Origin of the sequence: Streptomyces sp. LUP30 (assembly GCF_001746365.1) — a bacterium.
In the GTDB taxonomy this organism is placed as follows: Bacteria; Actinomycetota; Actinomycetes; order Streptomycetales; family Streptomycetaceae; genus Streptomyces.
Genome location: NZ_MJAJ01000002.1, coordinates 226,989 through 250,487, shown reverse-complemented (window position 1 = coordinate 250,487; position 23,499 = coordinate 226,989). Strand labels below are relative to the sequence as shown.

The 23,499-nt window shown below is 71.4% G+C and carries 22 protein-coding genes; 17 read left to right on the top strand and 5 right to left on the bottom strand.

What is annotated here, in order from left to right; translation table 11 throughout:
- Nucleotides 1-6: 6 nt before the first annotated feature.
- Genes BG482_RS03015 through BG482_RS03005 form a run of 3 tightly spaced genes read left to right on the top strand, consistent with a single transcriptional unit; the run spans nucleotide 7 to nucleotide 2,449 of the window.
- Nucleotides 7-1,185: an acyl-CoA dehydrogenase family protein gene (locus BG482_RS03015; protein ID WP_069767238.1), complete on the top strand. Its 1,179-nt coding sequence runs from the start codon at nucleotides 7-9 to the stop codon at nucleotides 1,183-1,185.
- Nucleotides 1,182-1,694, top strand: coding sequence for a nuclear transport factor 2 family protein (locus tag BG482_RS03010; protein ID WP_069767237.1), 513 nt, complete (start codon nucleotides 1,182-1,184; stop codon nucleotides 1,692-1,694). Before BG482_RS03015 ends, BG482_RS03010 begins: the two co-directional genes overlap by 4 nt.
- Nucleotides 1,694-2,449 carry an SDR family NAD(P)-dependent oxidoreductase gene (locus BG482_RS03005; RefSeq protein ID WP_069767236.1) on the top strand — a complete coding sequence of 252 codons (756 nt, stop codon included), beginning with the start codon at nucleotides 1,694-1,696 and terminating at the stop codon, nucleotides 2,447-2,449. The genes BG482_RS03010 and BG482_RS03005 overlap by 1 nt, the downstream gene beginning before the upstream one ends.
- A 5-nt stretch (nucleotides 2,450-2,454) precedes the next feature.
- Here the strand turns inward: BG482_RS03005 and BG482_RS03000 are convergent, their stop codons facing one another.
- Nucleotides 2,455-3,666: a CaiB/BaiF CoA-transferase family protein gene (locus BG482_RS03000; RefSeq protein ID WP_069767235.1), complete on the bottom strand. Its 1,212-nt coding sequence runs from the start codon at nucleotides 3,664-3,666 to the stop codon at nucleotides 2,455-2,457.
- Nucleotides 3,667-3,812: 146 nt separating this feature from the next.
- On the opposite strand from BG482_RS03000, the gene BG482_RS02995 reads away from it, so the two are divergent.
- The 6 genes from BG482_RS02995 to BG482_RS02970 are packed head-to-tail and all read left to right on the top strand — an operon-like array spanning nucleotide 3,813 to nucleotide 8,730.
- Complete coding sequence (locus BG482_RS02995) at nucleotides 3,813-4,304, top strand: PaaI family thioesterase (protein WP_069767234.1); 492 nt, start codon at nucleotides 3,813-3,815, stop codon at nucleotides 4,302-4,304.
- A gap of 4 nt (nucleotides 4,305-4,308) precedes the next feature.
- Nucleotides 4,309-5,172, top strand: coding sequence for an enoyl-CoA hydratase-related protein (locus BG482_RS02990; protein WP_069767365.1), 864 nt, complete (start codon nucleotides 4,309-4,311; stop codon nucleotides 5,170-5,172).
- 23 nt (nucleotides 5,173-5,195) lie between these two features.
- Nucleotides 5,196-5,648 carry a MaoC family dehydratase N-terminal domain-containing protein gene (locus tag BG482_RS02985; protein ID WP_069767233.1) on the top strand — a complete coding sequence of 151 codons (453 nt, stop codon included), beginning with the start codon at nucleotides 5,196-5,198 and terminating at the stop codon, nucleotides 5,646-5,648.
- Nucleotides 5,645-6,067 (top strand): MaoC/PaaZ C-terminal domain-containing protein, encoded by a 423-nt coding sequence (locus BG482_RS02980; protein ID WP_069767232.1) that lies wholly within the window; start codon nucleotides 5,645-5,647, stop codon nucleotides 6,065-6,067. Before BG482_RS02985 ends, BG482_RS02980 begins: the two co-directional genes overlap by 4 nt.
- Before the next feature lie 4 nt (nucleotides 6,068-6,071).
- Nucleotides 6,072-7,544 (top strand): class I adenylate-forming enzyme family protein, encoded by a 1,473-nt coding sequence (locus BG482_RS02975; RefSeq protein WP_079141547.1) that lies wholly within the window; start codon nucleotides 6,072-6,074, stop codon nucleotides 7,542-7,544.
- Nucleotides 7,534-8,730, top strand: a complete 1,197-nt coding sequence (locus tag BG482_RS02970) for a serine hydrolase (protein WP_256096223.1) — start codon at nucleotides 7,534-7,536, stop codon at nucleotides 8,728-8,730. Before BG482_RS02975 ends, BG482_RS02970 begins: the two co-directional genes overlap by 11 nt.
- On the opposite strand, the gene BG482_RS02965 is transcribed toward BG482_RS02970, so the two are convergent.
- Nucleotides 8,720-9,901 (bottom strand): amidohydrolase family protein, encoded by a 1,182-nt coding sequence (locus tag BG482_RS02965; protein ID WP_069767231.1) that lies wholly within the window; start codon nucleotides 9,899-9,901, stop codon nucleotides 8,720-8,722. The two genes, BG482_RS02970 and BG482_RS02965, sit on opposite strands and share 11 nt — an antisense overlap.
- A gap of 110 nt (nucleotides 9,902-10,011) precedes the next feature.
- Nucleotides 10,012-10,815 (bottom strand): FadR/GntR family transcriptional regulator, encoded by an 804-nt coding sequence (locus BG482_RS02960; protein ID WP_069767230.1) that lies wholly within the window; start codon nucleotides 10,813-10,815, stop codon nucleotides 10,012-10,014.
- A 177-nt stretch (nucleotides 10,816-10,992) separates the two neighbouring features.
- Between BG482_RS02960 and BG482_RS02955 the strand changes: the two genes are divergently transcribed.
- Both BG482_RS02955 and BG482_RS02950 read left to right on the top strand, forming a co-directional pair.
- Nucleotides 10,993-11,832 carry an enoyl-CoA hydratase-related protein gene (locus tag BG482_RS02955; protein ID WP_069767229.1) on the top strand — a complete coding sequence of 280 codons (840 nt, stop codon included), beginning with the start codon at nucleotides 10,993-10,995 and terminating at the stop codon, nucleotides 11,830-11,832.
- Nucleotides 11,829-12,419 carry a DUF2889 domain-containing protein gene (locus BG482_RS02950; RefSeq protein ID WP_069767228.1) on the top strand — a complete coding sequence of 197 codons (591 nt, stop codon included), beginning with the start codon at nucleotides 11,829-11,831 and terminating at the stop codon, nucleotides 12,417-12,419. Before BG482_RS02955 ends, BG482_RS02950 begins: the two co-directional genes overlap by 4 nt.
- Nucleotides 12,420-12,538: 119 nt before the next feature.
- Here the strand turns inward: BG482_RS02950 and BG482_RS02945 are convergent, their stop codons facing one another.
- Nucleotides 12,539-13,798 carry an acyl-CoA dehydrogenase family protein gene (locus tag BG482_RS02945; protein ID WP_256096222.1) on the bottom strand — a complete coding sequence of 420 codons (1,260 nt, stop codon included), beginning with the start codon at nucleotides 13,796-13,798 and terminating at the stop codon, nucleotides 12,539-12,541.
- 80 nt (nucleotides 13,799-13,878) lie between these two features.
- Here BG482_RS02945 and fabG point away from each other — a divergent pair, with 80 nt between their 5' ends.
- The 5 genes from fabG to BG482_RS02920 are packed head-to-tail and all read left to right on the top strand — an operon-like array spanning nucleotide 13,879 to nucleotide 19,355.
- The gene (gene fabG, locus BG482_RS02940; protein WP_069767227.1) at nucleotides 13,879-14,625 is read left to right on the top strand and encodes a 3-oxoacyl-ACP reductase FabG; all 747 of its coding nucleotides are present in this window, start codon (nucleotides 13,879-13,881) and stop codon (nucleotides 14,623-14,625) included.
- A 23-nt stretch (nucleotides 14,626-14,648) separates the two neighbouring features.
- Nucleotides 14,649-15,899 (top strand): acetyl-CoA C-acetyltransferase, encoded by a 1,251-nt coding sequence (locus BG482_RS02935; protein ID WP_218108762.1) that lies wholly within the window; start codon nucleotides 14,649-14,651, stop codon nucleotides 15,897-15,899.
- Between the two features lies 1 nt (nucleotide 15,900).
- A complete protein-coding gene (locus BG482_RS02930) occupies nucleotides 15,901-17,337 on the top strand; it encodes an OB-fold domain-containing protein (protein ID WP_069767226.1) in 1,437 nt (478 codons plus the stop codon).
- Nucleotides 17,337-18,542 carry an acetyl-CoA acetyltransferase gene (locus BG482_RS02925; protein ID WP_069767225.1) on the top strand — a complete coding sequence of 402 codons (1,206 nt, stop codon included), beginning with the start codon at nucleotides 17,337-17,339 and terminating at the stop codon, nucleotides 18,540-18,542. Before BG482_RS02930 ends, BG482_RS02925 begins: the two co-directional genes overlap by 1 nt.
- Before the next feature lie 18 nt (nucleotides 18,543-18,560).
- Nucleotides 18,561-19,355 (top strand): SDR family NAD(P)-dependent oxidoreductase, encoded by a 795-nt coding sequence (locus BG482_RS02920; protein ID WP_069767224.1) that lies wholly within the window; start codon nucleotides 18,561-18,563, stop codon nucleotides 19,353-19,355.
- Nucleotides 19,356-19,425: 70 nt separating this feature from the next.
- On the opposite strand, the gene BG482_RS02915 is transcribed toward BG482_RS02920, so the two are convergent.
- A complete protein-coding gene (locus BG482_RS02915) occupies nucleotides 19,426-22,122 on the bottom strand; it encodes an ATP-binding cassette domain-containing protein (RefSeq protein ID WP_069767223.1) in 2,697 nt (898 codons plus the stop codon).
- A 129-nt stretch (nucleotides 22,123-22,251) separates the two neighbouring features.
- Here BG482_RS02915 and BG482_RS02910 point away from each other — a divergent pair, with 129 nt between their 5' ends.
- Complete coding sequence (locus BG482_RS02910; RefSeq protein WP_069767222.1) at nucleotides 22,252-23,496, top strand: ABC transporter substrate-binding protein; 1,245 nt, start codon at nucleotides 22,252-22,254, stop codon at nucleotides 23,494-23,496.
- The last annotated feature ends 3 nt before the right edge of the window (nucleotides 23,497-23,499 follow it).

Genomic DNA, 23,499 nt, shown 5'->3' with positions numbered 1-23,499 from the left:
GCTGACATGGAGCTGGACTTCGGGCCCGCGGCACGCGACTTCCGCGACGAGGTGCGGGACTGGCTGGCGGACCACCTGGTGGGGGAGTTCGCCGAGCACCGGGGCGTGGGCGGCCCCACCGACGGAGCCGCCTGGGAGGTCCGCCTCGCCTGGGACCGTGAACTGTCCGCAGGCGGCTGGCTGGGCATCGGCTGGCCCCGGGAGTACGGCGGACGCGGGCTCGGGCTGCTCGAGGAGATCGTCTTCGAGTACGAGTACGCCCGCGTGAACGCCCCGTACCGGGCCACCGTCAACGCCCTCGACCTGCTCGGCCCGATGCTCCTCACGATGGGCAGCGAGGCGCAGAAGAAGCGTTTCCTGCCGCCGATCCTCGCCGTCGAGGAACTGTGGGGCCAGGGCTTCAGCGAGCCGGGCGCAGGCTCCGACCTGGCGTCCGTGCGCACCCGGGCCGAACGGGACGGCGACGAGTGGGTGGTCAGCGGACAGAAGGTGTGGACCTCGTTCGGTGTGCACGCCGACTGGCTCTACGTCCTCACCCGGACGGACCCGCAGTCCGCGCGGCACAAGGGCCTGAGCCTGCTGCTGGTGCCCACCGACCAGCCCGGCGTGGAGATCCGTCCCATCCGCAACCTCGCCGGCCAGGACGAGTTCGCCGAGGTCTTCCTCTCCGACGCCCGTACCGGCGCCGACATGGTCGTCGGCGAGGTCGGTCAGGGCTGGCGCACCGCGATGGCCACGCTCGGCATCGAGCGCGGCACCACGCTCCTGCCCCAGCAGCTCACCTTCGAGCGGGAGGCCGAGGCGCTGATCGACCTGGCCCGGGAGCGGGGCGCGCTCGACGACCCGATGCTGCGCCGCCGTATCGTCGACGCCTGGATCTCCGTACGCATCATGCGCACCACCAACCTGCGTACCATCGCCGAACTGACCGCTGGCCGCACGCCGGGAGCACAGGCCACCACCGCGAAGCTGTACGCGTCGACCCGGCACCAGCAACTCGGCCAGCTGGCCACGGAGTTGGCTGGTCCGGCCGGGCAGATCGTCGGCGAAGACTACGCCCTGGACCGCAGGCAGCGCTCCTTCCTGCTGGCCCTCGCGGAGACGATCTACGGCGGGTCGAGCGAGATCCAGCGCAACATCATCGGAGAACAGGTCCTGGGCCTGCCGAAGGAGCCGCGCCCGTGACGCCGGTCGAGGACCGTCTCGACCGCGTCGAGTCGCAGCTCGCCATCCAGCAGCTGCCCGTCCGCTACGCGCTCGCCGTGGACGGCCGCGACCTGGACGCGTGGGTCGGCTGCTTCCGGCCCGACGTGGACATGGGGCGCCACGGCCGCGGGCGGGACGTCCTGCGGCGACACATCGAACCCCAGGTGCGCGGCTTCCACCGGTCGGTCCACCAGATCTGCGGGCACCGCATCGAGTTCACCGGCCGTGACACGGCGACCGGCGCGGTGTACTGCCGGGCCGAACACGAGGTGGGGGAGCGGTGGATCGTGATGGCGATCTGCTACCGGGACGACTACGCGCGCGTGGACGGCGAGTGGTACTTCTCCCGGCGCCGCGAGCGGCACTGGTACGCGGCGGACGTGACCGAGCGCCCCCAGGCGGTGGGATTCCAGGGCTGGGAGGGTGCCGGAGAGCCGGCGCTGCCCGAGGCCTTCCCCGCCTGGACGGGCTTCTGGAAGGAGACGTGATGGCACGGTTGTCGGGGAGGACGGCGCTGGTCACCGGCGGCGGGCAGGGCGTGGGCCGCGGCATCGCGCTCGCGCTGGCCGCCGAAGGGGCGGCCGTGGTGATCACCGGTCGCACCGAGGGCAAGCTGGCGGACACGGCCGGGGTGATCGCCGAGCGCGGGGGACGGGCGTACTCCGTGGTCGGGGACGTGGGGGAGCGGGAGGACGTCGACCGCATGGTGGCCGAGACGGTACGGGAGTTCGGCGGTCTCGATGTGCTCGTCAACAACGCGCAGTCCTCGGTGCAGCGCCGGCTGGCGGAGACGACGTACGAGGATGTCGAACTCGCCTATCGGAGCGGTCCGTTGGCCGCCTTCCACGCCATGCGGGCCGCCCTGCCCCATCTCAAGGAGAGCCGCGGCAGCGTCGTGAACCTCGGCTCGTCGGCCGCCGTGCAGGGCGAGGCGACCTTCGCGGCGTACGCGATGGCCAAGGAGGCGATCCGCGGCCTGAGCCGGGTCGCCGCGCGCGAGTGGGGCGCGTACGGGATCCGGGTGAACGTCATCTGTCCGGCCGCGCTCAGCCCGGCCGCCGAGGACTATCTGGCGGCGCACCCGCACAAGGCGGACGAGCTCGCCCGGCAGATCCCGTTGGGCCGGCTCGGGGACCCGGAGGCCGACATCGGCCGGGCGGTGGTCGCGCTGGTCAGCGACGATATGGCCTATCTGACCGGCGCGACGCTGATGCTGGAGGGCGGCCGGACCCTGATCGGCTGACGCCGCTACACGACACCCCGGCCCCGCAGGGCAGCCAGCTGACTTTCCGTCACCCCCGCAAGAGCGGTGAGCACTTCGTCGGTGTGTTCACCCAGCGCCGGCGGCGGGGTGTACCCCTCGACCGGCGTCGCCGTGAACCTGATGGGGTTGGCGAGCATCGGGAGCTGTCCGGAGGCCGGGTCCTCGACCTCGATCAGCATTCCCCGGTGCTGTATCTGCGGGTCGGCGAAGACCTCGGGCAGCTCGTTGTACGGGCCCGCGGGGACGTCGTGTGCGTCGAGTACGGTCAGCCACTCGTCCCGGGTGCGGGTGCGAAGGATCGCCGCCAGCACCGGCAGGATCTCCTCGCGGTGCGCGATCCGGGCCGGGGTCGTGGCGAACCGTTCGTCCTGGAGGAGGTCGGTGCGGTCGGCCGCGGCGCAGAACGCGGCGAACTGCTTGTCGTTGCCCGCGACCAGGAAGATCGGCCGGTCCTTGCAGGGGAAGGCCTGAGAGGGGATCCCGCCGTACCCGCCGTTGCCGCGCCGCTGCGGAACCTCGCCGGAGACCAGGTAGTTCATCGCGAAGTGGGACAGCGAGGCCAGGCCGCAGTCCAGCAGGGACAGGTCGATGAACTGCCCCTCGCCGGTGCGGTCCCGGTGGCGCAGGGCCGCGAGGACGGCCGTGGAGGCGTAGAGCCCGGTGAGGATGTCGATCATGCTGACGCCGACCTTCATCGGCTCCTCGGGGTGCCCGGAGACGCTCATCATCCCGGACATGGCCTGGAAGATGCCGTCGTAGCCGGGTCGGTCGGCGTACGGGCCGGTCTGGCCGAAGCCGGTGACCGAGAGGTAGACGAGGCGCGGGTCGATCGCGCGCAGGCTCTTGTGGTCGAGGCCGTACTTGGCCAGCGTGCCCGTCCGGAAGTTCTCCACCAGCACGTCCGACCGCGCGGCTAGGGCGCGGATCAGCTCCTGTCCCTCGGGAGAGGCGTGGTTGACGGTGACCGACCGCTTGTTGCGGTTGCAGGAGAGGTAGAAGGCGGCGGTGTCGGTCCGTTCGCCCCCGGGGCCGGGGGCGAAGGGAGGGCCGTACGTCCGGGAGTCGTCCCCCGATCCGGGCCGCTCGACCTTGATCACCTCGGCGCCCAGATCGGCGAGCATCTGGGTCGCCAGGGGCGCGGCGAGGATGCGGGACAGATCGAGCACGCGGATCCCGGCCAGTGCGGTCGACGGCATCTGGGCCTCCCTCTGTTCACGGACAGCGAATCAGTTATATAAATAATACATCTAGCGTCCGGCTTCGGGCTCGGGCGATTGCCTCATCTGTTCAATTCATGTAACTATATGGATCGGCCGCCAGGCCGGGACCGGAGGGCGGGCTGATGACCGTCGCGGCGAGGACCCTCACCGATCAGCAACAGCGCGAACGCCGGGCCTGGTTCCGGGTCCGCTGGGAGCGCGGGGTCGCCTTCAACCGGCGCTGCCGCATACGGGTGACGCGCTGGGACGCGGACGGGGTCGAGATCGTGCTCCCCTACGCCGAGTCCCTCTCGGCCCATGAGGACGTCTTCCACGGCGGAGTCATCTCCGCGCTCATCGACACGGCCGGCGCCGGAGCCGTGATCGCCGGGCACGACTTCACCAAGGGCAGCCGGCTCAGCACCGTGTCGATGTCGGTGCAGTACCTCGCACCCGCCCGCGGCCGTGAGGCGGTGGCGTACGCGCGCTGTGTGCGGCGGGGCGGCCGGGTGCACTTCGCCGACGTCGACGTGCGGGCCGACGGACGGGTCTGCGCCCGCGGGCAGGTGGTGGTGACCATCTCCGGGGAACGGCCCGGCGTCGGCGACCCGATCGAACCGCTGGACGAGGAGTGACGTGATGCCCGAGGAGACCATGGCCCCCGAGGACCTGGACCTGGACCTGGTCCTGTACGAGGTCGACGAGGACGGCGTCGCCACCGTCACCCTCAACCGGCCCGAGCGCAAGAACGCGTGGAGCCTGCCGATGGAGCGCCGCTTCTTCGCGCTCCTCGACCAGGCCGCACAGGACCCCGCCGTCAGAGTCGTGATCATCACCGGTGCGGGCAGGGCCTTCTGCCCAGGGATGGACATGCAGCGCCTGGAGCAGAACTCGCAGCCGGGGGAGTCCCTCAACCTCCAGGCCCGCGTCCCCATGTACAGCAGGCGGAACATGCCGAAGCCGCTGATCGCCGCCGTCAACGGCGCCTGCGCGGGCATCGGCCTGGTCCAGGCCCTCATCTGCGACGTCCGCTTCGCCGCCCGCGGGGCCCGCTTCACCACCGCGTTCACCCGCCGCGGGCTGGCCGGCGAGTACAACCTGCCGTACGTGCTGCCGCGTGTCATCGGTCTGGAGAACGCGCTCGACCTGCTGCTGTCCGGCCGCGTCTTCGACGCCGACGAGGCGCAGAGCCTCGGCCTGGTCAGCCGCGTCGTGGAGCCCGAGGACCTGCTCGACGCCGCCCGCGCCTACGCCCGGGACATCGCCCGCAACTGCTCGCCGCGGGCCATGGCCGTCCTGCGTCACCAGGTGTACGGCGACCTGGACCGCACCTTCACCGACGCCCTCGCCCGCTCCTACTCCGCCATGGAGTTCTTCGCGGGCTCGCCCGACTTCCGTGAGGGCGTGTCGAGCTTCGTGGAGAAGCGGGAGCCCGAGTTCGAGGGACTGCCCCCGGACTTCGACCCGGACGAGGCCACGCGCGACGCGTTTCTGCCGTACTGAACCGATGCGAGGAGCACACGCAGATGACAGGGCAACCCTTCCCCGTCGAGGCCGGGCACATCATGATGTTCGCCCGCGCCATCGGAGACGAGAACGCGGCCTACGAGGGTGAGTCCGCACTCGCACCGCCCACCTTCACCATGGCGAGCGCCCACTACGACTCCGACTACCACCTGCGTCCCAGGCCGGACGAGGAGTGGTTCGGGTCGGGGCGTGACGCCGGCGTCATGGCCGAGGGCGGTGGCGGGCTCCACGCCGAGCAGCACTTCGAGTACCACCGCCCGGTGCGCGCCGGCGAGACCCTCTATGCGCACAACAGCACCGGTCGCAGCTGGGAGAAGCAGGGCCGCACCGGCCGCCTGCTGTTCAGCGAGCGCATCACCGAGTACCGGGACGCCGACGGCGAACCGGTCGTCAGCGCCGTGACCGTGGCCGTCGTCCCCGAGGGCCCGGCGACCCCGAAGGACGCCCGATGAGCCCGAGCCCGGACGGCATCAAGGTCGGCGAGACCCGCGAGAGCGTCCTCGTCGACGACCTCAGGCGCACCCGGATCGTGCAGTACGCGGGCGCCTCCGGCGACTTCAACCCGCTGCACACCGACGAGCGGTTCGCCGTCGAGGCCGCGGGCTACCCCGGCGTGTTCGCCCACGGCATGCTGACGATGGGCATGACCGGCCGGGTCCTGACCGACTGGGTCGGCCCCGAGGCACTGCTGCGCTACGGCGTGCGCTTCAAGGCTCAGGTCTGGCCCGGCGACACCCTCACCGCCACGGTCACCGTCGATTCGATCGAGGACACGACGACCGGCCCGGTCGCGCACTTCAGCCTGCGCACCGTCAACCAGGACGGCGCCGAGGTGGTCACCGGCACCGCGGCGGCCCGCCTGGAGCCCTGATCCGATGGCCGCCGCGCTGGAGGCCGGGACGACGGCCACCTGGACCGCCCTGGTGAGCCGCGCCTACGACCACGCCCGTCCCGCCGTCCGGTTCGGTGACCTGACCTGGACCGGACGCGAACTCCTCGACCGTGCGGCCGGCGCGGCCGACTGGCTGGACACCCTCGGCCTGAAGCCCGGTGAACCGGTGCCCGCGCTGGTCGCCACCTCCGCCGACGCCCTCGCGCTGGTGATCGGCGGTGCCGGATCCGGCCACCCGCTCGCACCGCTCGGCGTCCGCATGACGGCGTACGAGATCGCCGCGGTGGTCAAGCAGACGCGGGCTCACGTCCTGCTGGCGCAGCCCGAGTTCGCCGACCTCGGCAGGCAGGTCGCCGAACTCTCCGGTCGGCGGATGGCCGTCGTTCCCGAACTCGTCTCTGGTGCAAGGCAGTTGACTGCCGGACCCGGAGACCTCGCCGCCGTCCTGCACACCTCCGGGACGACGGGCCTGCCCAAGCCCGTCCCCATGAGCCAGCTGCGCCTGGCCGCCCGGGCCCGGGTGAACGGGCGGCTGTGCGGGCTGGACCCCGACAGCTTCTACGGCGGCAGCGCCCCCTTCCATCACATCGCGGGCCTCGGCAACATCGCCGTCGCCCTCGCCGCGGGCGCCCTGATCACCGGCCTGCCCCGGTTCACCGTCGAGGGCTGGGCCCTGCTGCGGGACCTCGGCACCACGCACACCAGCATGGTCCCCGCGATGCTGGAGACGCTGCTGGCGGCCGGACAGGCCCGCCACGAGACGCTGCGGACCCTCCAGTACGGCGGCGCGCCTGTACGTCCGGGCACCCTTCGGCGGACGTACGAGGCGATGCCCGGCGTCCGCATGCTCAACATGTTCGGACAGACGGAGGGCTCGCCGATCAGCGTGCTCACTCCGGAGGACCACCGGGAGGCGGTGGCCGGACGCACCGAGCTGTTGCGGTCGGTGGGGCGGCCCGCACCAGGTGTCGAGATCAGGGTCCACGATCCCGGCCCGGACGGCGTCGGAGAGATCCACGCCCGCGCCGATCACCTCTTCAGGATCGACGCCGAGGGCTGGCTGCACAGCGGCGACCTGGGCCGCGTGGCGGAGGACGGGTATCTCTACCTGCTCGGCCGCCGCACCGACATGATCATCCGTGGTGGCGAGAACGTCCACCCGCTGGAGGTGGAGACGGTCCTGTCCGCGCACCCCGGGGTGGCGGACGCCGCGGTCACCGGAGTTCCGGACGAGCGGCTCGGTCAGACCGTCGTGGCCTTCGTCGTCCCCGCCTGTCCCGACGCCCCACCGCAGCCCGCGGCACTCAGCAGCCACACCCGCGCTCGGCTGTCCGGGTTCAAGGTCCCCGTCCGCTGGTGGTTCGTGGACGACCTGCCACGCAACGCGAACGGCAAGGTCGTACGCCGAAGCCTCAGGGAACCCATCGCGCTCGAAGGAGAACCACGTGACGCTTGACCACTCGGTCGTCGCCCCGCAGGCCGTCGGCGTCGACCCGCACCGGCTGGACGTGCTCCTGCGCCGGATCCGTCTGGAGGTCGAGCACGGACCGTTGCCGTCCGTGCAGGTCGCCGTGGCGAGGGGCGGAAGGCTGGTCGCCTTCGAGACCTGGGGGGACGCCGCACCGGACACGCGATACGTCCTGCAGTCCGTCGGGCGGTCGATCGTCGCGGGAGCGGTGTGGAAGCTGATCGGCGACGGCCTTCTGGACGTGGCCGAGGAAGTCGCCGCGATCATCCCGGAGTTCGCGCCCAACGGGAAGGAGAAGGTGACGGTCGAGCAGGTGCTCACCCACACCGCCGGCTTCCCCTTCGCACCGCTCGGGTACCCGAAGATGCTCGACCGCGAGCAGCGTCTCGCCGCCTTCGGCCGCTGGCGGCTCGACCACCCGCCGGGCAGCCGCTTCCAGTTCCACCTCACCTCGGCGGCCTGGCTGGTCGCCGAGATCGTGGAGCGGCGTACGGGCCTGGCGTTCGCCGGCTATCTGCGCGACCGGATCGCCGGGCCGCTCGGGCTGTCCTCGCTCGAACTCGGCGTCCCGGTGGACCGGCAGCCCGGCACCGTCGCCCCGATGACCGCCACCGACCGCACGAGCGACGAGCAGGAGCCCGACCCCTGGGGCCCCTGGTACCTGTCCGACCCCCGGGTGCTGGCGGCCGGGGAGCCCAGCCACGCGCTGGTGGCCACGGCCGCCGACGTCGCCCTGTACTTCCAGGCGCTGGAGCACTCGGGACTGTGGAAGCCGGAGGCGGTGGCGCAGGGCACCCGGATCCGTCTGACGGACCACCCGCACGGCGAGCAGATCTACGGGGGCGGCTCCGGCCGCCGTACCAGCATGGGCCTCTTCGTCACCGTGGCCGGCCCGGACGCGGGCAGCAACCTGCCGTCCACCGGTTCGTCCGCCCTCTTCGGCAGCGCCGGAGCCGCCTACCAACTCGGCTTCATGGACCCGGAGACCGGTCTGTCCTTCGCCTGCCTGAGCAACGGCTATCCGCTCGCCGGCTACGACCACTCCCGGCGTGGCACGGCGCTGCTCACCAACATCGCGAATCTCGCGGCGGATCTCACCGACCGGACGGATCTGAGCCCGGTACCGAATCCCGGTACCGGGCTCCCCGCTCGAAACCTGCCGCTCAGCGGCTGATCAGCTGCTGAGCGTTGTTGAACATGATGTCGTCCTGCGCGGACTCGTCGAGTTCCGCGATGAGCTTGCGGAAGTCGGCCGGATTGGCCAGGCCCTCGGCGTGCGGGAAGTCGGAGCCCATGACGATGGACTCGTGATAACCGAGGCGCCTGACGACGTTCACGATGTCGTCCTCCGGATAGGGCACCACGCGGACGTGCTTGCGGAAGACCTGGCTGGGGCGCTCGTCCAACTGCCCGCCGAGCCAGGGGCCGTTGCGGCCCATGCCGCGACTCTTGTCCATGTGGCGCACGAAGTGCGGCACCCATTCGGAGCCGAACTCGGACACCAGGACGTTGATGTCGGGGAAACGGCCGAAAAGGTTGTCGAAGATCAGCGCGGACAGCGTCTCCTCGACGGGGCGCTGGCCGTAGGTGTTCTGCCACTGCCAGGCCGACATCCGGAAGTGGATGGGGTTCGGGTCGTAGCCCCAGGAGGGCGCCACCTGCGAGTTGTAGTAGAACTCGCTGATGTGGTAGCAGACGCTCGCCTTGGCCTCGTTGACCAGCTTCCAGAACGGGTCGAAGTACGGGTCGCCCGGCGAGCGGCCGTACACGGGGCCGGTCGGCAGCAGGATGAAGCGGGCGCCCTGGTCGAGGACGTACTCCAACTCCTTGACCGCGCTGGGCAGGTCGCGCAGGGACAGCAGCGCGGGGGCGTAGATGCGGCCCTGGTGGTCGAAGCCCCAGACCTCGTTCATGTACCGGTTGAAGGAGTGGTAGTTGGCGTAGAGCGGCTCCACGCCCTTCACGTACTCCTCGGCGACCAGCGCCCAGCCGCCCGGGTAGATGATGGTCTGGTCCAGGCCCTGTTCGTCCATGACGCGCAGCCGGGCGTCGCGGTTCTGGTACGACTCGTGCATCGGCTCGAACTGGTACGTCTCCTCGGGATTGCCCGAGGCCATCGCCTTGAGCATCTCCTTCAGCGAACCGGGGCGGTACACCTGCCCGAACTCCGGTTCCAGGCATACGACGATGCGGTCCCCGGCGAGGATCACCTCCCTCCCGTCCGGCAGGGTCACCGGGGCGACGGCCGCACCGAGGAACTCCTTCGGAAGGTAGCGGGTGAAGGAGTCACGCTCCTCGTACATGTGCTGGTCGCAGTCGAAGATGGGCTTGCGCTGTTCGGCCATGGCGTCGCCTCCGGGCCCCAGGAACTATTCAGTACGCCTTCTATAATTATCTAACTGATTAGAGAGCGCAAGGGGGGAGCGGAGGCGGGTCCGCCGCGAGGTGGATCCGGTCAGTCGAGGAGTTCGAGCACCGTCTTGGGTCCCGCGGCGTTCACGACGTCGTCCGCGCTGGAGATGTGCCGCTGCCACAGCTTCTCGGCCTCGTCCGCCTTCCCGGACTCGATCAGGCCGACCATCCGCACGTGCGCCCGGTGTCCCTTGAGGGCTTGCGCCTTCTGGGCTTCGGCGTCTGCCGCGCCCGCCGTGTACGAGGCGTTGGCCCGGTCGATGATGTTGCGCAGCATGCCGCACAGCAGGATCAGGGTCTGGTTGCCGGTGAGTTCGACCAGCAGGGCGTGGAAGGCGTCCTGCGCGTCGACCAGGGCGAGCGGGTCGTCGAGGGCGGCCTTCTCGGTCGCCACCGCGTCGCGCAGCCGCTTGATGTCGTCGGCCGTGTGCTTGGTGGCGAGCTGGCGGGCGCAGGGCGGCTCGATGAGGGCCGCGGCGCGGTAGATGTCACCCAGGGTGGCGCCGCGGTACTCGAGGATCAGGCCGGCGAAGCGCGCGGCGACGTCCGAGTCCGGAGCACTCACCCGGGCTCCGCCGTGGGCGCCGCGGCGCACCGTGATCAGGGACTCCGACTCCAGCACCCTGAACGCCTCGCGCAGTGTGGGCCGCGAGATGCCGAACTGCTCCATCAGGCCCGACTCCGGGGGCAGCGCGTCGTCGGGCTTCAGCTCGCCCCGTACGATCTGGCGACGCAGGTGCGCGGCGACCAGTTCGGCGGTCTTCGGCACCCGCACCTGACGTCCTACGCGACTGCGGGCGGGGACCGGCACGGTCGCCGTTTCTGCGGTGCGGGCTGCCTCGGCCACGGTGGGCTCCTCGTATAGCTAAATGAATCGTCTTAGTGCATCGAGGGTACCAGGTCAAGCCCTCGGTGACCTTCTCGTGCGCGACCTGATCTGGCGTCCTGACGGCCCTTTGGTATATAGATGATTCATCTATCTATAAAGCCGGTCCAGCCGACGGATACCGCGGGAGTGACCTCGATGACCGAGAACCCGGCCCCGGAGATCCTCAACGATCTCACCGATGACGGAGTCATGCTGCTGACCCTGAACCGGCCCGAGCGGCACAACGCCTGGACGCTGGAGATGGAGCTGCTCTACAACGAACTGTTCGACCGGGCGGAGCATGATCCACGGGTGCGGGCCGTGGTGCTCACCGGCGCCGGGCGCAGCTTCTGCCCGGGAATGGACATGAGCGTCCTGGACGCCGCCTCGTCGGGCGCCCGCCCCTGGCCGACCGACCGGCTGCCCCCGCGCACCCGCCCCATGTCCTTCCCGAAGCCCGTGGTGGCGGCGGTCAACGGTTCGTGCGCCGGCATCGGGTTCAACCAGGCGTTGATGTGCGATGTGCGGTTCGCCGTGCCGCACGCCAGGTTCGCCGCCGCCTTCAGCGCCCGCGGACTGGTGGCCGAGGACGGCGTGTCCTGGCTCCTGCCCCGGGTGGTCGGCCACGGCAACGCCGCCGACCTGCTGCTGTCCTCGCGCCGGATCAACGGGACGGAGGCTCTGGCCATGGGACTGGTCAACCGCCTGGTCGAACCGCGGGACCTGCTCCCGGCGGCGCTCGCCTATGCGAGCGAGCTGGCTCGCTCGGCCAGCCCGTACGCGATGTCCCTCATCAAGCGGCAGCTCGCCGACGACCAGGCGAGGACCTTCACCGAGAGCCGCGACCACGCTGCCGCCCTTCTGGCCACGGCGAAGCGCGCCCCGGACTACCGCGAGGGCGTGCGGAGTTTCATCGAGCGCCGGCCGCCGGAGTTCGCGGGGCTGGGGGATGCCGCGGCCGTGGCGCCGACGCTTGCGCAGGAGGCGTCGTCATGACCCGCTCCGAACTCCCGCTGCACCGGCGCACGATCACCGTCACCGCGTACGCGGAAGGCGGCGACGAGATCTCGGTCGAGGCGGAACTGAGCGACGTGCGCCCTTGGGCGGAGCCGTCGGCCGGCGTCGTCCACCGGATGGCGCTCGCCGTGCGCGTCCGCCTTGCCGACATGGTCGTCGTGCACGCCGACGCGGACATGCGGACCTTCCCGCACGCCGAGTGCCCGTTGATCACCCCGGTGTTCGACGGGCTCGTCGGGCTCAGCGTCGCCGCCGGATACAACCGGGCCATCCAGGAGCGGTTCCGCGGGGTGTCCGGCTGTTCACACCTGCACGAGCTGGCCCGCGCCCTGGGCCCCGCGGTGGTGCAGGCGGCCATCTCGGCGAACGCGGGCCTGCGGTACGCCGGCGAGCAGGCCCACGACCCGCGCTCCACGGCCGGTGTGCTGAACAGCTGCCACATCTGGGCGCCGGACGGAGTGGGCCTGCGCAAGCTGGACACGGGCTGGGTCCCGGGGACCGGGCCGCGTCCGGTGCCGCTGCTCAGGACCTTCGAGCGACGGGGCCCGGGGGCGTCCGACGCCTGAGCGGGTCGAGGATCGTCAGGCCCGGCGACACCAGGCCGGCGGTGCCGGGGCCCACCGGGTGCCGCCCGCCCGCCCGCGACGCGGCCCGCCGCCGTCGCCGGCACGGCCCCCGACCGGCTCTAACCCGCCGCTGCCCGCCGTTCGCGCGGCAGCCCCAGCACCTTCTCCGCAAGGATGTTCCGCTGCACCTGGGAGGTCCCCGCGTAGAGGGTGCCGGAGCGGGCGATGAGATAGGTCGTCGACCACGACGCCGAGGAGTTCGCGGCGCCGGGGTCGTCGGTGCGGTAGGTGCGCAGGGGCGGGCGGCCGACCGGCACCTGGCCGTGCAGGCCCATGATGTCCATCGCCAGGTCGGTGACCTTGTTGTGGTATTCGCTCCAGTACAGCTTGGCGATCGACGACTCGGGTCCGGGCTCGGCGCCCTTGAGCCAGCCGGTGAGGATCCGGTACCCGAGATAGCGCATGATCTCGACCTTGGACCAGCACCAGGCGATCCGCTGGCGGATCACCGGGTCCCGGTCCTTGCCGTACAGCCGTGCCAGCTCGACGAGACGCTCCACCTCCGCCTTGAAGAGGATCGGGTTGGTCGCCGCCTCCTCTCCGCGCTCCACGCCCAGCAGGCTCTGGGCGACCGTCCAGCCGTTGTCGACGCCGCCTACGACCAGATCCGCGCGGGTGCGGGCGCCCTGGAAGAACACCTCGTTGAAGTGCAGCTGCCCGCTCATCATGCGGAACGGCCGGACCTCGACGCCGGGCCGGCCGAGGGGGACGAGGAGGAAGGAGATGCCGCGGTGACTGGGGGCGTCGGGGTTCGTGCGGACCAGCATGAAGATCCAGTCGCTGTGATGGGCGCCGGAGGTCCAGACCTTCTGGCCGTCGATCACCCACTCCTCGCCGTCGCGCACCGCACGCGTCCGCAGCGAGGCGAGGTCCGAGCCCGCGTCCGGCTCCGAGTACCCCTGGCACCAGGTGTCCTCACCGCTGAGGATGCGAGGGAGGAAATGGGCCTTCTGCTCGTCCGTGCCCCAGCGCAGCAGCGTGTTGGCCAGCATCTTCACGCCGAAGGTGTCCTGCGGCAGCCCGAACGGCACACCTGCCAGCGCCAGTTCCTCCATCAGCACCACCTGGTGGAGCTTGGTCAGGCCCCTGCCGCCGTACTGCTCGGGCCAGGTCAGCGAGAGGTAGCGGCGCTCTGCGAGCAGCCGACGCCAGTCGCGGGCGAAGGCCCAGGCCGCGTCCTCGTCGAGGGCCCCGATCCCGTTCCAGTCCGGCGGCAGTGTCTCGGCGAGGAACGCCCTGACCTCGGTGCGGAACGCTTCGGTCTCGGGGGGATAGCTGATGTCCACCTGCGTACTCTCCTCGTCCGGTCCGGCGCGCACGGCTCCGTCGCTGTATTGATTGTTTCAGCATAATAGGTTATCTATTTAAGAGGAATAGCGTCGAGCCAGGGCGGGCTGACATGGGACTGCTGGACGGCCGGAACGCGGTGATCACCGGCGGCGCACAGGGCATCGGCTTCGAGATCGCCGGTGTCCTCGGCGCCGAGGGGGCGTCCGTCGTCCTCGGGGACATCAACGAGGACGCGGCGGCGGAAGCCGCCCAACGCCTGGCCGAGAACGGTGTGGCCGCCACCTCGCTGCGCTGTGACGTCACCGACGAGGACGAGGTCGCCGCCCTCGTCGCCCACTGCACCGACAGCTTCGGACCGGTCGGCGTGATGGTCAACAACGCCGGGATCACCCGGGACGCGACCCTGCGCAAGATGGCAGTCGCCGACTTCCGGGCCGTGGTCGACGTACATCTGACCGGTGCCTGGAACGGCACCCGGTACGCCGCGGAGGCGATGCGCGCGCACGGTCTGGGCGGCAGCATCGTCAACATCTCCTCCATCGCCGGCAAGGTCGGCAACTTCGGTCAGACGAACTACAGCGCGGCCAAGGCGGGACTCGTCGGCCTCACCAAGGCCTCCGCCAAGGAACTCGCCCGGGCCGGGATCCGCGTGAACGCCGTCCAGCCCGGTCTGATCCGTACCGCCATGACCGAGGCGATGCCCAGGGCCGCCTGGGAGGCGAAGCTCGCGGAGATCCCCATGGGACGTGCCGGAGAGCCCGCCGAGGTCGCCCAGGTCGTCCTGTTCCTCGCCTCCGACCTGGCCGGCTACGTCACCGGCGCGGTGGTCGAGGTGACCGGCGGCCGGTACATGTGACCCCTCATGAAAGGCAACTGCTGATGCCCGCCCTCCTGCGTGACGCGGTGATCTGCGAACCCGTGCGTACCCCCGTCGGCGGCTACGGCGGCGCCCTCCGGGACGTGACGGCGGCCGAACTCGCCGCCACGGTCGTACGCGCCGTACTGGAACGCACCGGCATACCGCCCGCGGCCGTGGACGACGTCCTGCTGGGCCAGTGCTACCCCAACGGCGAGGCCCCGGCCATCGGCCGCGTGGCCGCCCTGGACGCCGGTCTGCCCGTGGACGTGCCGGGACTGCAGATCGACCGCCGCTGCGGCTCCGGACTGCAGGCGATCATCACTGCGGCGATGCAGGTGCAGACCGGTGCGAGCGACCTCGTGCTGGCCGGGGGCGTCGAGTCCATGAGCCAGGCCGAGTTCTACACGACCGGTGTGCGCTGGGGGGTGCGCGGAGCCGGCGCCACCCTGCACGACCGGCTGGCGCGTGGGCGCGTCACGTCGGGAGGCGCCAACCACCCGGTCCCCGGGGGCATGCTGGAGACCGCCGAGAACCTTCGGCGCGAGTACGCCATCCCCCGCGAGGAACAGGACCGACTCGCCCTGCGCTCCCACGAGAAGGCCGTGGCGGCCCAGCGGGAGGGCCGCTTCGCCGATGAGATCGTGCCCGTCGCCGTATGGTCCCGGAAGGGCGTCACGGTCGTCGACACGGACGAACACCCGCGCCCCGACTCCTCGTTGGAGAAGCTCGCGGCGCTGCGTCCCGTGCTCGGCCGCCAGGTCCCGGAGGCCACCGTCACCGCGGGAAACGCCAGCGGCCAGAACGACGGCGCCGCGCTGTGCGTCGTGACCCACCCCGAGCGTGCCGCCGAACTCGGACTGCGTCCGCTGGGCCGGCTGGTCTCCTGGGCCGTCGTCGGCGTACCGCCCGAGACGATGGGCATCGGCCCGGTACCCGCCACCGCTCGGGCCCTGGAGCGAGCCGGACTGAAGCTCGCCGACATCGACCTGATCGAACTCAACGAGGCCTTCGCCGCCCAGGTACTGGCCTGCACCCGCGTATGGGGCCTGACCGGGACCGACTTCGATCGGTTCAACGTCAACGGCTCCGGCATCTCGCTGGGCCACCCCGTCGGCGCCACCGGAGGCCGCATCCTCGCCACCCTGCTGCGCGAACTCGACCGCCGCCAGGCCCGCTACGGCCTCGAGACCATGTGCCTCGGCGGGGGCCAGGGCCTGGCGGCCGTCTTCGAACGGCCGACCGACGCAACCCACGTTCATGGAGGACGCTGACATGGCCGGACTGATCGCGTACGGCGCCTACGTGCCGTACCACCGCCTCGCGAGGACGGATGTGGCAGCCGCCCTGGGCGGCAGGGGAGGCAAGGGAACCCGCACGGTCGCGGGCTATGACGAGGACACCACGTCCATGGCCGTCGAGGCGGCGCGCGGCGCCCTGGCCCGCGACGGCCTGCGCGCCCGCGTCAGCCAGCTCTTCCTCGCCACCGCCGCACCCGCCTACCTCGACAAGACCAACGCGGCCGCCGTCCATGCCGCGCTCGGCCTCGACCCGCACGTGCTCGCCGCCGACATGGCCGGCTCCGTGCGCTCCGGCCTCGGCGCCCTGGTCACGGCCGCCCGGTCCCCGGTCCCGACCCTGACGGTCCTGTCGGACCTGCGTACCGGCCTGCCCGGCGGCGCCGACGAGGTCGCGGGCGGCGACGGAGCGGCGGCGTTCGTCTTCGGCGGCCACCGCAACGGCGCCCCCGTCATCGCGGAGTTGCTCGCCCACGACACGGTCAGCGACGAGCTCCTCGACCGCTGGCGGCTGCCGGGTGCGCCCGTCTCCCGGGTCTGGGAGGAGCGCTTCGCCGAGGAGATCTACGTGTCCCTCGCGGACAAGGCGCTCACCGCGGCCCTCGACCACGCGGCGGTCGACCTCGGCTCGATAGACCACTTCGTGGTCGCGGGCCTGCACACGCGCGCGTGCGCGTCGGTGCGGCGCACCGCCGGTGTCCGCCCCGAGGCGGTGACCCCGGACCTGGCCGGGGAGATCGGCAACGCCGGCACCGCGCAGCCCGGTCTGCTCCTCGCCGACGTCCTCGACCGGGCCCGGCCCGGCGAGACCATCGCCCTCGTCGTGCTCGGCGACGGCGCCGGAGTCCTCCTGCTGCGCGCCACCGACGCGCTCCCGGCCCACCGCGCGGCCCGCCCGGTCGCCTCTCAGATCGCGGCGGGCAGCGCCCCGATGCCGTACGCCACCTACCTGTCCTGGCGCGGCCTCCTCGACCGTGAACCGCCCCGTCGGCCGGACCCCGAGCCGCCGTACGCGCCGCCCGCACACCGCCGCACCGGCTGGAAGTACGGCTTCGTGGCCTCCCGTTGCGAGAAGTGCGCCACCCGGCATCTGCCGCCCGACCGGGTGTGCACCTCCTGCCGGAGCGTCGACGCCATGGCCGACGAGCCGATGGCGCACGTGCGCGGCACGGTCGCCACGTTCACCGTCGACCGCCTGGCGGCCACGCCGAGCCCGCCGATGCTCGTCGTGGTCGTCGACTACGACGGCGGCGGCCGGTTCCGCTGCCAGCTGACCGACGCCACCGAGGCCGACGCCGTCATCGGGGCGCGGGTCGAGATGACGTTCCGGCGCACGGTCACGGCGGCCGGCGTCCACAACTACTTCTGGAAGGCCCGGCCGGTGCGCACGGGCGAGACCGAGGGGACACGCTGATGGGCTCGCACGGAATACGGGACCGGGTCGCGATCGTCGGCATGGGCTGCACACCCTTCGGCGAGCACTGGACCCGCTCGGCGGACGACCTGCTGATCGACGCCGTCGGCGAGGCCGTCACCTCGGCCGGCATCACCCTCGACGACATCGACGCGTACTGGTTCGGCACCCAGGCGTCCGGCGTGTCCGGACTGACCCTGAGCCGGGCGCTCCACCTGCCCCACAAGCCGGTCACCCGCGTCGAGAACATGTGCGCGACCGGCTCCGAGGCCCTGCGCAACGCCTGTTACGCCGTCGCTTCGGGGGCGTACGACGTGGCGATGGCCGTCGGCGTGGAGAAGCTCAAGGACTCCGGCATGTCCGGACTGTCCGGTACGGCCATCCCGGGCGCGGGCGACGACAGCCGCGGGGAGATCACCGCCCCGGCCAACTTCTCCCTCCTGGCCCCCGCCTATGCCGCCAAGTACGGCCTGGCGGGGGAGGAGATGAAGGACGTCATCACCCGTATCGCCTGGAAGAACCACGTCAACGGGGCCCGCAACCCGCGCGCGCAGTTCCGCAAGGAGGTGCCGCTGGAGCGCATCCGGTCGGCCCCGATCGTCGCGGGCATGCTGGGCGTGTTCGACTGCTCGGGCGTCTCGGACGGCTCGGCCGCCGCCATCGTGGTGCGCGCCGAGGACGCCTACAAGTACACGGACAAGCCGATCTTCGTGAAGGCGCTGTCCTTCGTCGCCGGTCCGGCGGACGGGCTCCTCGACCCGGAGTACGACTTCACCACCTTCCCCGAGGTCGTCGCCTCCGCACGGGAGGCCTACCGGCAGGCGGGCATCACCGACCCGCGCGCCGAACTCGCCCTCGCCGAGGTCCACGACTGCTTCACGCCCACGGAGTTGGTGCTGATGGAGGACCTGGGCTTCTCCGAGCGCGGTCAGGGATGGAAGGACGTCACCAGCGGGGCGTTCGACCTGGACGGCTCGCTGCCGGTCAACCCGGACGGCGGCCTGAAGGCGTTCGGCCACCCCATCGGCGCCTCCGGCCTGCGCATGATGTTCGAGGCCTGGCTCCAGCTGCGCGGCGAGGCGCCGGCCGAGCGGACGGTGAAGTCCGTGGCCGAGGGACGCTCGCTCGCCCTGACCCACAACCTCGGCGGCGGACCCGGCGAGTGTGTCTCGTTCGTGTCGGTCGTCGGCAGTCAACTCACTTAGGAGAACGGGCGGTTCGCGATGACGCGACTCCAGGGCAAGATCGCCGTCGTCACCGGGGCCGCGTCCGGCATCGGCGCGGCCACCGCACGCCGGCTGGCGGCCGAGGGCGCGCACACGGTGGCCGCCGACCTGAACCTCGACGGTGCCAGGGCGGTGACGGAGGAGATCCGCGCCGCCGGCGGCTCCGCGACGGCGGTCCAGGTCGACCTCGGCGACATCGAGAGCGTACGGGCCATGGTGGCCGCGGCGGTCGAGACGTACGGCGGTCTCGACGTCCTGCACAACAACGCGGCGGCCACCCACCTGGCCGCCCGTCAGGACCTCGCCGTCGTCGAGGCCGACCCGGCGGTGTGGGACGACACCATGCGCATCAACCTGCGCGGAACCATGGTCGCCGTCCAGGCCGCCGTCCCGCACCTGATCGCGCGCGGCGGCGGCTCCATCATCAACACCTCGTCCGGGGCCGGGCTCTCGGGCGACCTGCGCAACCCGGCGTACGGTGCCTCGAAGGCCGCCCTCGTCAACCTCACGCAGTACGTCGCCACCCAGTACGGCAAGCAGGGCGTGCGCTGTAATGCCATCGCGCCGGGGTTCATCGTCACGCCGGCCAGCTCCGGTTCGGCCCACGGGGCGATCCGCGAGGCGATGCTGCGCCATCACCTCACGCCGCGCCTGGGGCGCCCGGAGGACGTCGCGTCGGCGGTCGTCTTCCTCGCCTCCGACGAGTCGGCGTTCATCACCGGCCACACCCTGCGCGTGGACGGCGGCCTGCTGTCCCATCAGCCGTATGTCGCGGATCTGCGCGACGCCTGACACGGCCCCTGTGGCTGCCGCCGGAGGCACTGAGATCAGCGCCTCCGGTTCTCGGCGTCGCCCGGGACGCTCAGACCAGCGTCTCCGGCTCCAGGTCGCCCAGGTAGGCCGCCCGCACTGCCGGATCGCGCCGTACCTCCTCCGGCGTACCGGCGCAGATGCGGCGGCCGAAATCCAGGACGACGACCTGGTCGCAGACGCTCATCACCATGTCGACGTCGTGCTCGACGAGCAGCACCCCCATGCCCCAGTCCTCGGCGAGCCGCCGTACCAGGTGGGCCAGTTCCCCGGTCTCGTCGTCCGACAGGCCCGCCGCCGGTTCGTCGAGGAGCAGCACGGACGGCGAGGCGGCGACGGCGCGGGCGATGGCCAGCAGCCGACGCTCTCCGTACGACAGGTCGCCCACCGGCCGGGCCAGACTGTCCTGGAGACCGAACTCCTCCACCGCGACGAGCACATGGGCGGGCAGTGGGCGGCTGCCGGGACGGACCAGGTCCGTGAGGTACGCCCAGCGGCCGGGCCGGTCGCAGGCCGCGTACAGGTTGTCCAGGACGGTCATGTCCTCGAACAGCTCCAGGGACTGGAAGGACCGGCTCAGACCGGCGGCGGCCCGCCGGTGGACCGGCAGCCGGGTCGCGTCCCGGTCCCCGAGGCGCACACTGCCCGACGCGGCCCGGGTGAAGCCGGTGACGGCGTCGATGGCGGAGGTCTTGCCGGCGCCGTTGGGACCGATGAGCCCCACGACCTGGCCCGGTCCGACGTCCAGGGAGAGCCCGTCGACGGCGACGACACCGCCGTAGCGGACGGTGAGGTCCCGTACCTGGAGGGGGAGTGGGGCCGCCCGGGTCACGGCCGGGGCGGCCGACGGCTCGTCCTTCGGGACGGTCACCGGCCGCTGCGTGGGCAGCTTGCGCCGGCTCCTCGCCGCCCGTGTGCCGAGCCCCTTTCCGATGCCGTCCTGGTTGCTCACCAGCGTCAGCACCAGGATGATTCCGCCGATCAGCGGCATCCACTCGCTGAGTCCGGGCAGCACCAGGTCTCCGAACCGGGCACCCACCGTGCCCGCGGCGAAGGTCGCGCCGAACAGCGGACCGACGAGGAAACCGACCCCGCCGATGACCGCGAGGCCGAGCGCGGTGATGGAGCCGAAGCTCGCGAAGTCGGACAGGACGACCGAGGTCGAGCGGAAGCCGGTGAGCACTCCGGCGAGCGCCGCGATGGCCGCGGACAGGCCGAAGGCGTAGAGCTTGGCGGCGCGGACGTCGATGCCGAGGGCGGCGGCGGCCCGCTCGTTCGCCCGTACGGCGATCAGCCGGCGACCGGTCCGGCTGCGCCGCACGTTGGCGACCACGAGTGTGGCGGCGACGAACAGCACGAGCACCACGGCGGCGTACCGCTGCGGATGGTCGACGCCCGAGATGCCGATGCCGAAGAGTGTCTGCTTGCCCACCGCGATGCCGTCGCTGCCTGGGGTCGTCGCCAGGTCGGTGTTCTGGAAGACCATCGCCTCCAGGGTGGTGCCGAGGCCGAGAGTGATGATCGCGAGATTGACGCCACGGGTGCGGACCGCGGGGAGCGCGAACAGCAGACCGATCGGCACTGTGCCCAACACCCCTGCCAGCAGGGCGAGTTCGAAAGGCCAACCCCAGTCCGCCGCCGCGTGCCCGGCGAGGAAGGCGCCCGTCCCGGCCAGTGCGTAGGCCGCGAGGGAGACCTGTCCCGCGTACCCGGTGACCACGACGATCGACAGGATGATCAGCGACAGCACCAGGGTGGTGGTGATCGCGTCGGCCCACAGCGGTGTCGCCAGGCTGACCAGCGTCAGCCCGGCCACGACGGCGAGCGCCGACGGCAGGGGTCGGACCTTTCCGGTGCCCAGACCGGGCAGCCGGTCCAGGAACGTGCCGCGCAGCGGCAGCGCCCGGCCGCGTGCGACCAGCACCAGGGCGATGAAGAGGAAGGGGACCGAGGCGGCGAGTCCGGTGACGCCGGAGCCGAAGCGGGTCAGTTCGGACTGTACGACGCCGATGACCAGGCCACCTGCCAGCGTGACGGGGAACGAGGAGAACCTGCCGACCAGGGCGGCGGCCAGGGCGCTGAGCAGGAGGGTGGTCAGCCCGGTCACCGACAGACCGATGACCGGCACGATCAGGATGCCCGTCAGCCCCGCGAGCGCCGATCCCAGGGCCCAGTTGGCGGTGGCGATCAGGTCCGGGGACCAGCCGAGCGAGGCGGCCACGCCCTCGTTCTCAGCGACCGCGCTGGTGCCCAGGCCGAACAGGGTGCGCTTGTAGAGGAGGTGGAGGAGCACGGTCACCGCGACCGCGATGCCGATCAGCCACATGCGGTCCTCGGAGACCGTGGCCCCGGCGATCGTCAGCAGCTTGGTGGGCAGTTTGCCCGGCAGCAACTCGAGGCCGTCGCCGTAGCGCTTGACGGCGATCGCGGTGAGCACGATGAAGACCGCCAGGGTGCCGACCAGGCGGGCCAGCGAGGACGCTCTGCGCAGCGGGCGGAGCACCAACAGGTGGGTGAGCACGCCCAGCGCCGCGGAGAAGAGCACACCGCACGCGGTGGCGGGCCAGTACGGCACGCCGTGCTGGGCTGCGAGTTCCCATTGGACATAGGCCCCGGCCATACCGATCGCGCCGTGCGCGAAGTTCAGGACGCCGGAGCCCCGGTAGACCAGCACGATGCCGTGCGCGGTGAGCGCGTACAGGGCGCCGAGCGCGAGGCCGAGCAGCGCGAAACGTAGGACGTCGTCCATCGAGGAACCTCCCGAGGGCAGGAGCGAGACAGCACATTCATTTAAATAATTGTGCCGAGAGTACTTCACTAACCACAAAACGCACCCCATGCTGTTCGGCATCTCGACGACGAGCCCAGCGGAGGAACCATGAACCACTCACGCCGACGCAGAACCGCCGCAGCAGGCTGCCTCGCGGTCACCGGAGCCCTGCTCGCCGCCGGTTGCGGGGGAGAGGCGTCCGGGAGTTCGAAAGAGGAGACCTCCGCCCTGAAGGGCACACCCGTCAAGGTGATGGTCTGGACGCCGGAGGACACCCAGGGCAGCGCCCAGCCCGGGGTCCGGCTCACCGCCCAGGCCTACGAGAAGTGGATCAACGCCAACGGCGGGATCAAGGGCGCGCCGCTGAAGGTCCTCACCTGCAACGAGAAGAACAACCCCGACGAGGCCGAGAAGTGCGCCCAGCAGGCGGTGGCCGAGAAGGTGGTCGCGGTGGTGGGCTCCTACAGCCTCGCCGGTGATCGCTACATGCCCATCCTGCAGAAGGCCGCCATCCCGTACATCGGCGGCACCGGAGTCTCGGCGGCCGAGTTCTCCAACCCGCTGTCGTTCCCGGTCAACGGCGGCACCCCGGTGGTGTTCGCGGCCCACGGCCGGCAACTGGTGCAGAGCGGCTGCAACAAGATCTCAGGCGTGCGCTACGACGTGGCGGCCGCCGCCGTCGTCTCGCAGTTCCTCACCGTCGGCGCGCTCTCCGCCGGAGGCGCGGCGCCCAAGGACATCAAGGTGCCGCTCACCGCCAGCGACCTCGCCCCGCAGGTCGCCGCCGCGACCAAGGGAAGCGACTGCGTGAGCGTCATCATGGGCACCGCCTCCGGCCTGTTCGTGAAGTCGTACGTGCAGTCCGGCGCCAAGACGAAGCTCGGCAGCGTCGTCGGCAACCTGACCCCGCAGCTCGCCGAGAGCACCGGCGGGGCCGGCGGGCCGCTGGAGGGCGCCGCGATCACCGGCTACTTCCCGCCGACCTCCGACGCCGCATGGAAGGACTTCGTCGCAGCCACCAAGGGCGACAAGGACATCGACACCAGCAACGGCGCCAACGAGACGACCTGGGTGGCCTTCAAGGTCTTCACCGAGGCCGCCAAGACGCTCCCGACGATCACCGCGAAGGCCCTCGTGCAGGAGCTCGACACCAGCCCGGGCATCAGCACCGGCGGCCTGACCCCGCCGCTGAGCTGGAAGGCGTCCACGGCCCTGCCGATCAAGGGGCTCGACCGCATCCACAACACCACCGCCACCGAACTGACCATCCGCGACGGGAAGATCGAGTGGGCCAAGCCCGGATCGACCTTCGTCGACGTCCGCAAGGTCCTGACGGCCATGTCGTCGGGCTGAGGA

Bases quoted from the DNA above. Each gene is read 5' to 3' on its own strand.
- BG482_RS02925 (WP_069767225.1), top strand. From the start codon at position 17,337: ATGGGCTCGCACGGAATACGGGACCGGGTCGCGATCGTCGGCATGGGC.
- BG482_RS02975 (WP_079141547.1), top strand. From the start codon at position 6,072: ATGGCCGCCGCGCTGGAGGCCGGGACGACGGCCACCTGGACCGCCCTG.
- BG482_RS02930 (WP_069767226.1), top strand. From the start codon at position 15,901: ATGGCCGGACTGATCGCGTACGGCGCCTACGTGCCGTACCACCGCCTC.
- BG482_RS02955 (WP_069767229.1), top strand. From the start codon at position 10,993: ATGACCGAGAACCCGGCCCCGGAGATCCTCAACGATCTCACCGATGAC.
- BG482_RS02990 (WP_069767365.1), top strand. From the start codon at position 4,309: ATGCCCGAGGAGACCATGGCCCCCGAGGACCTGGACCTGGACCTGGTC.
- BG482_RS02965 (WP_069767231.1), bottom strand. From the start codon at position 9,901: ATGGCCGAACAGCGCAAGCCCATCTTCGACTGCGACCAGCACATGTAC.
- BG482_RS02950 (WP_069767228.1), top strand. From the start codon at position 11,829: ATGACCCGCTCCGAACTCCCGCTGCACCGGCGCACGATCACCGTCACC.
- BG482_RS02985 (WP_069767233.1), top strand. From the start codon at position 5,196: ATGACAGGGCAACCCTTCCCCGTCGAGGCCGGGCACATCATGATGTTC.
- fabG (WP_069767227.1), top strand. From the start codon at position 13,879: ATGGGACTGCTGGACGGCCGGAACGCGGTGATCACCGGCGGCGCACAG.
- BG482_RS02910 (WP_069767222.1), top strand. From the start codon at position 22,252: ATGAACCACTCACGCCGACGCAGAACCGCCGCAGCAGGCTGCCTCGCG.
- BG482_RS03015 (WP_069767238.1), top strand. From the start codon at position 7: ATGGAGCTGGACTTCGGGCCCGCGGCACGCGACTTCCGCGACGAGGTG.
- BG482_RS03005 (WP_069767236.1), top strand. From the start codon at position 1,694: ATGGCACGGTTGTCGGGGAGGACGGCGCTGGTCACCGGCGGCGGGCAG.
- BG482_RS02935 (WP_218108762.1), top strand. From the start codon at position 14,649: ATGCCCGCCCTCCTGCGTGACGCGGTGATCTGCGAACCCGTGCGTACC.
- BG482_RS02995 (WP_069767234.1), top strand. From the start codon at position 3,813: ATGACCGTCGCGGCGAGGACCCTCACCGATCAGCAACAGCGCGAACGC.
- BG482_RS03000 (WP_069767235.1), bottom strand. From the start codon at position 3,666: ATGCCGTCGACCGCACTGGCCGGGATCCGCGTGCTCGATCTGTCCCGC.
- BG482_RS02920 (WP_069767224.1), top strand. From the start codon at position 18,561: ATGACGCGACTCCAGGGCAAGATCGCCGTCGTCACCGGGGCCGCGTCC.
- BG482_RS02980 (WP_069767232.1), top strand. From the start codon at position 5,645: ATGAGCCCGAGCCCGGACGGCATCAAGGTCGGCGAGACCCGCGAGAGC.
- BG482_RS02915 (WP_069767223.1), bottom strand. From the start codon at position 22,122: ATGGACGACGTCCTACGTTTCGCGCTGCTCGGCCTCGCGCTCGGCGCC.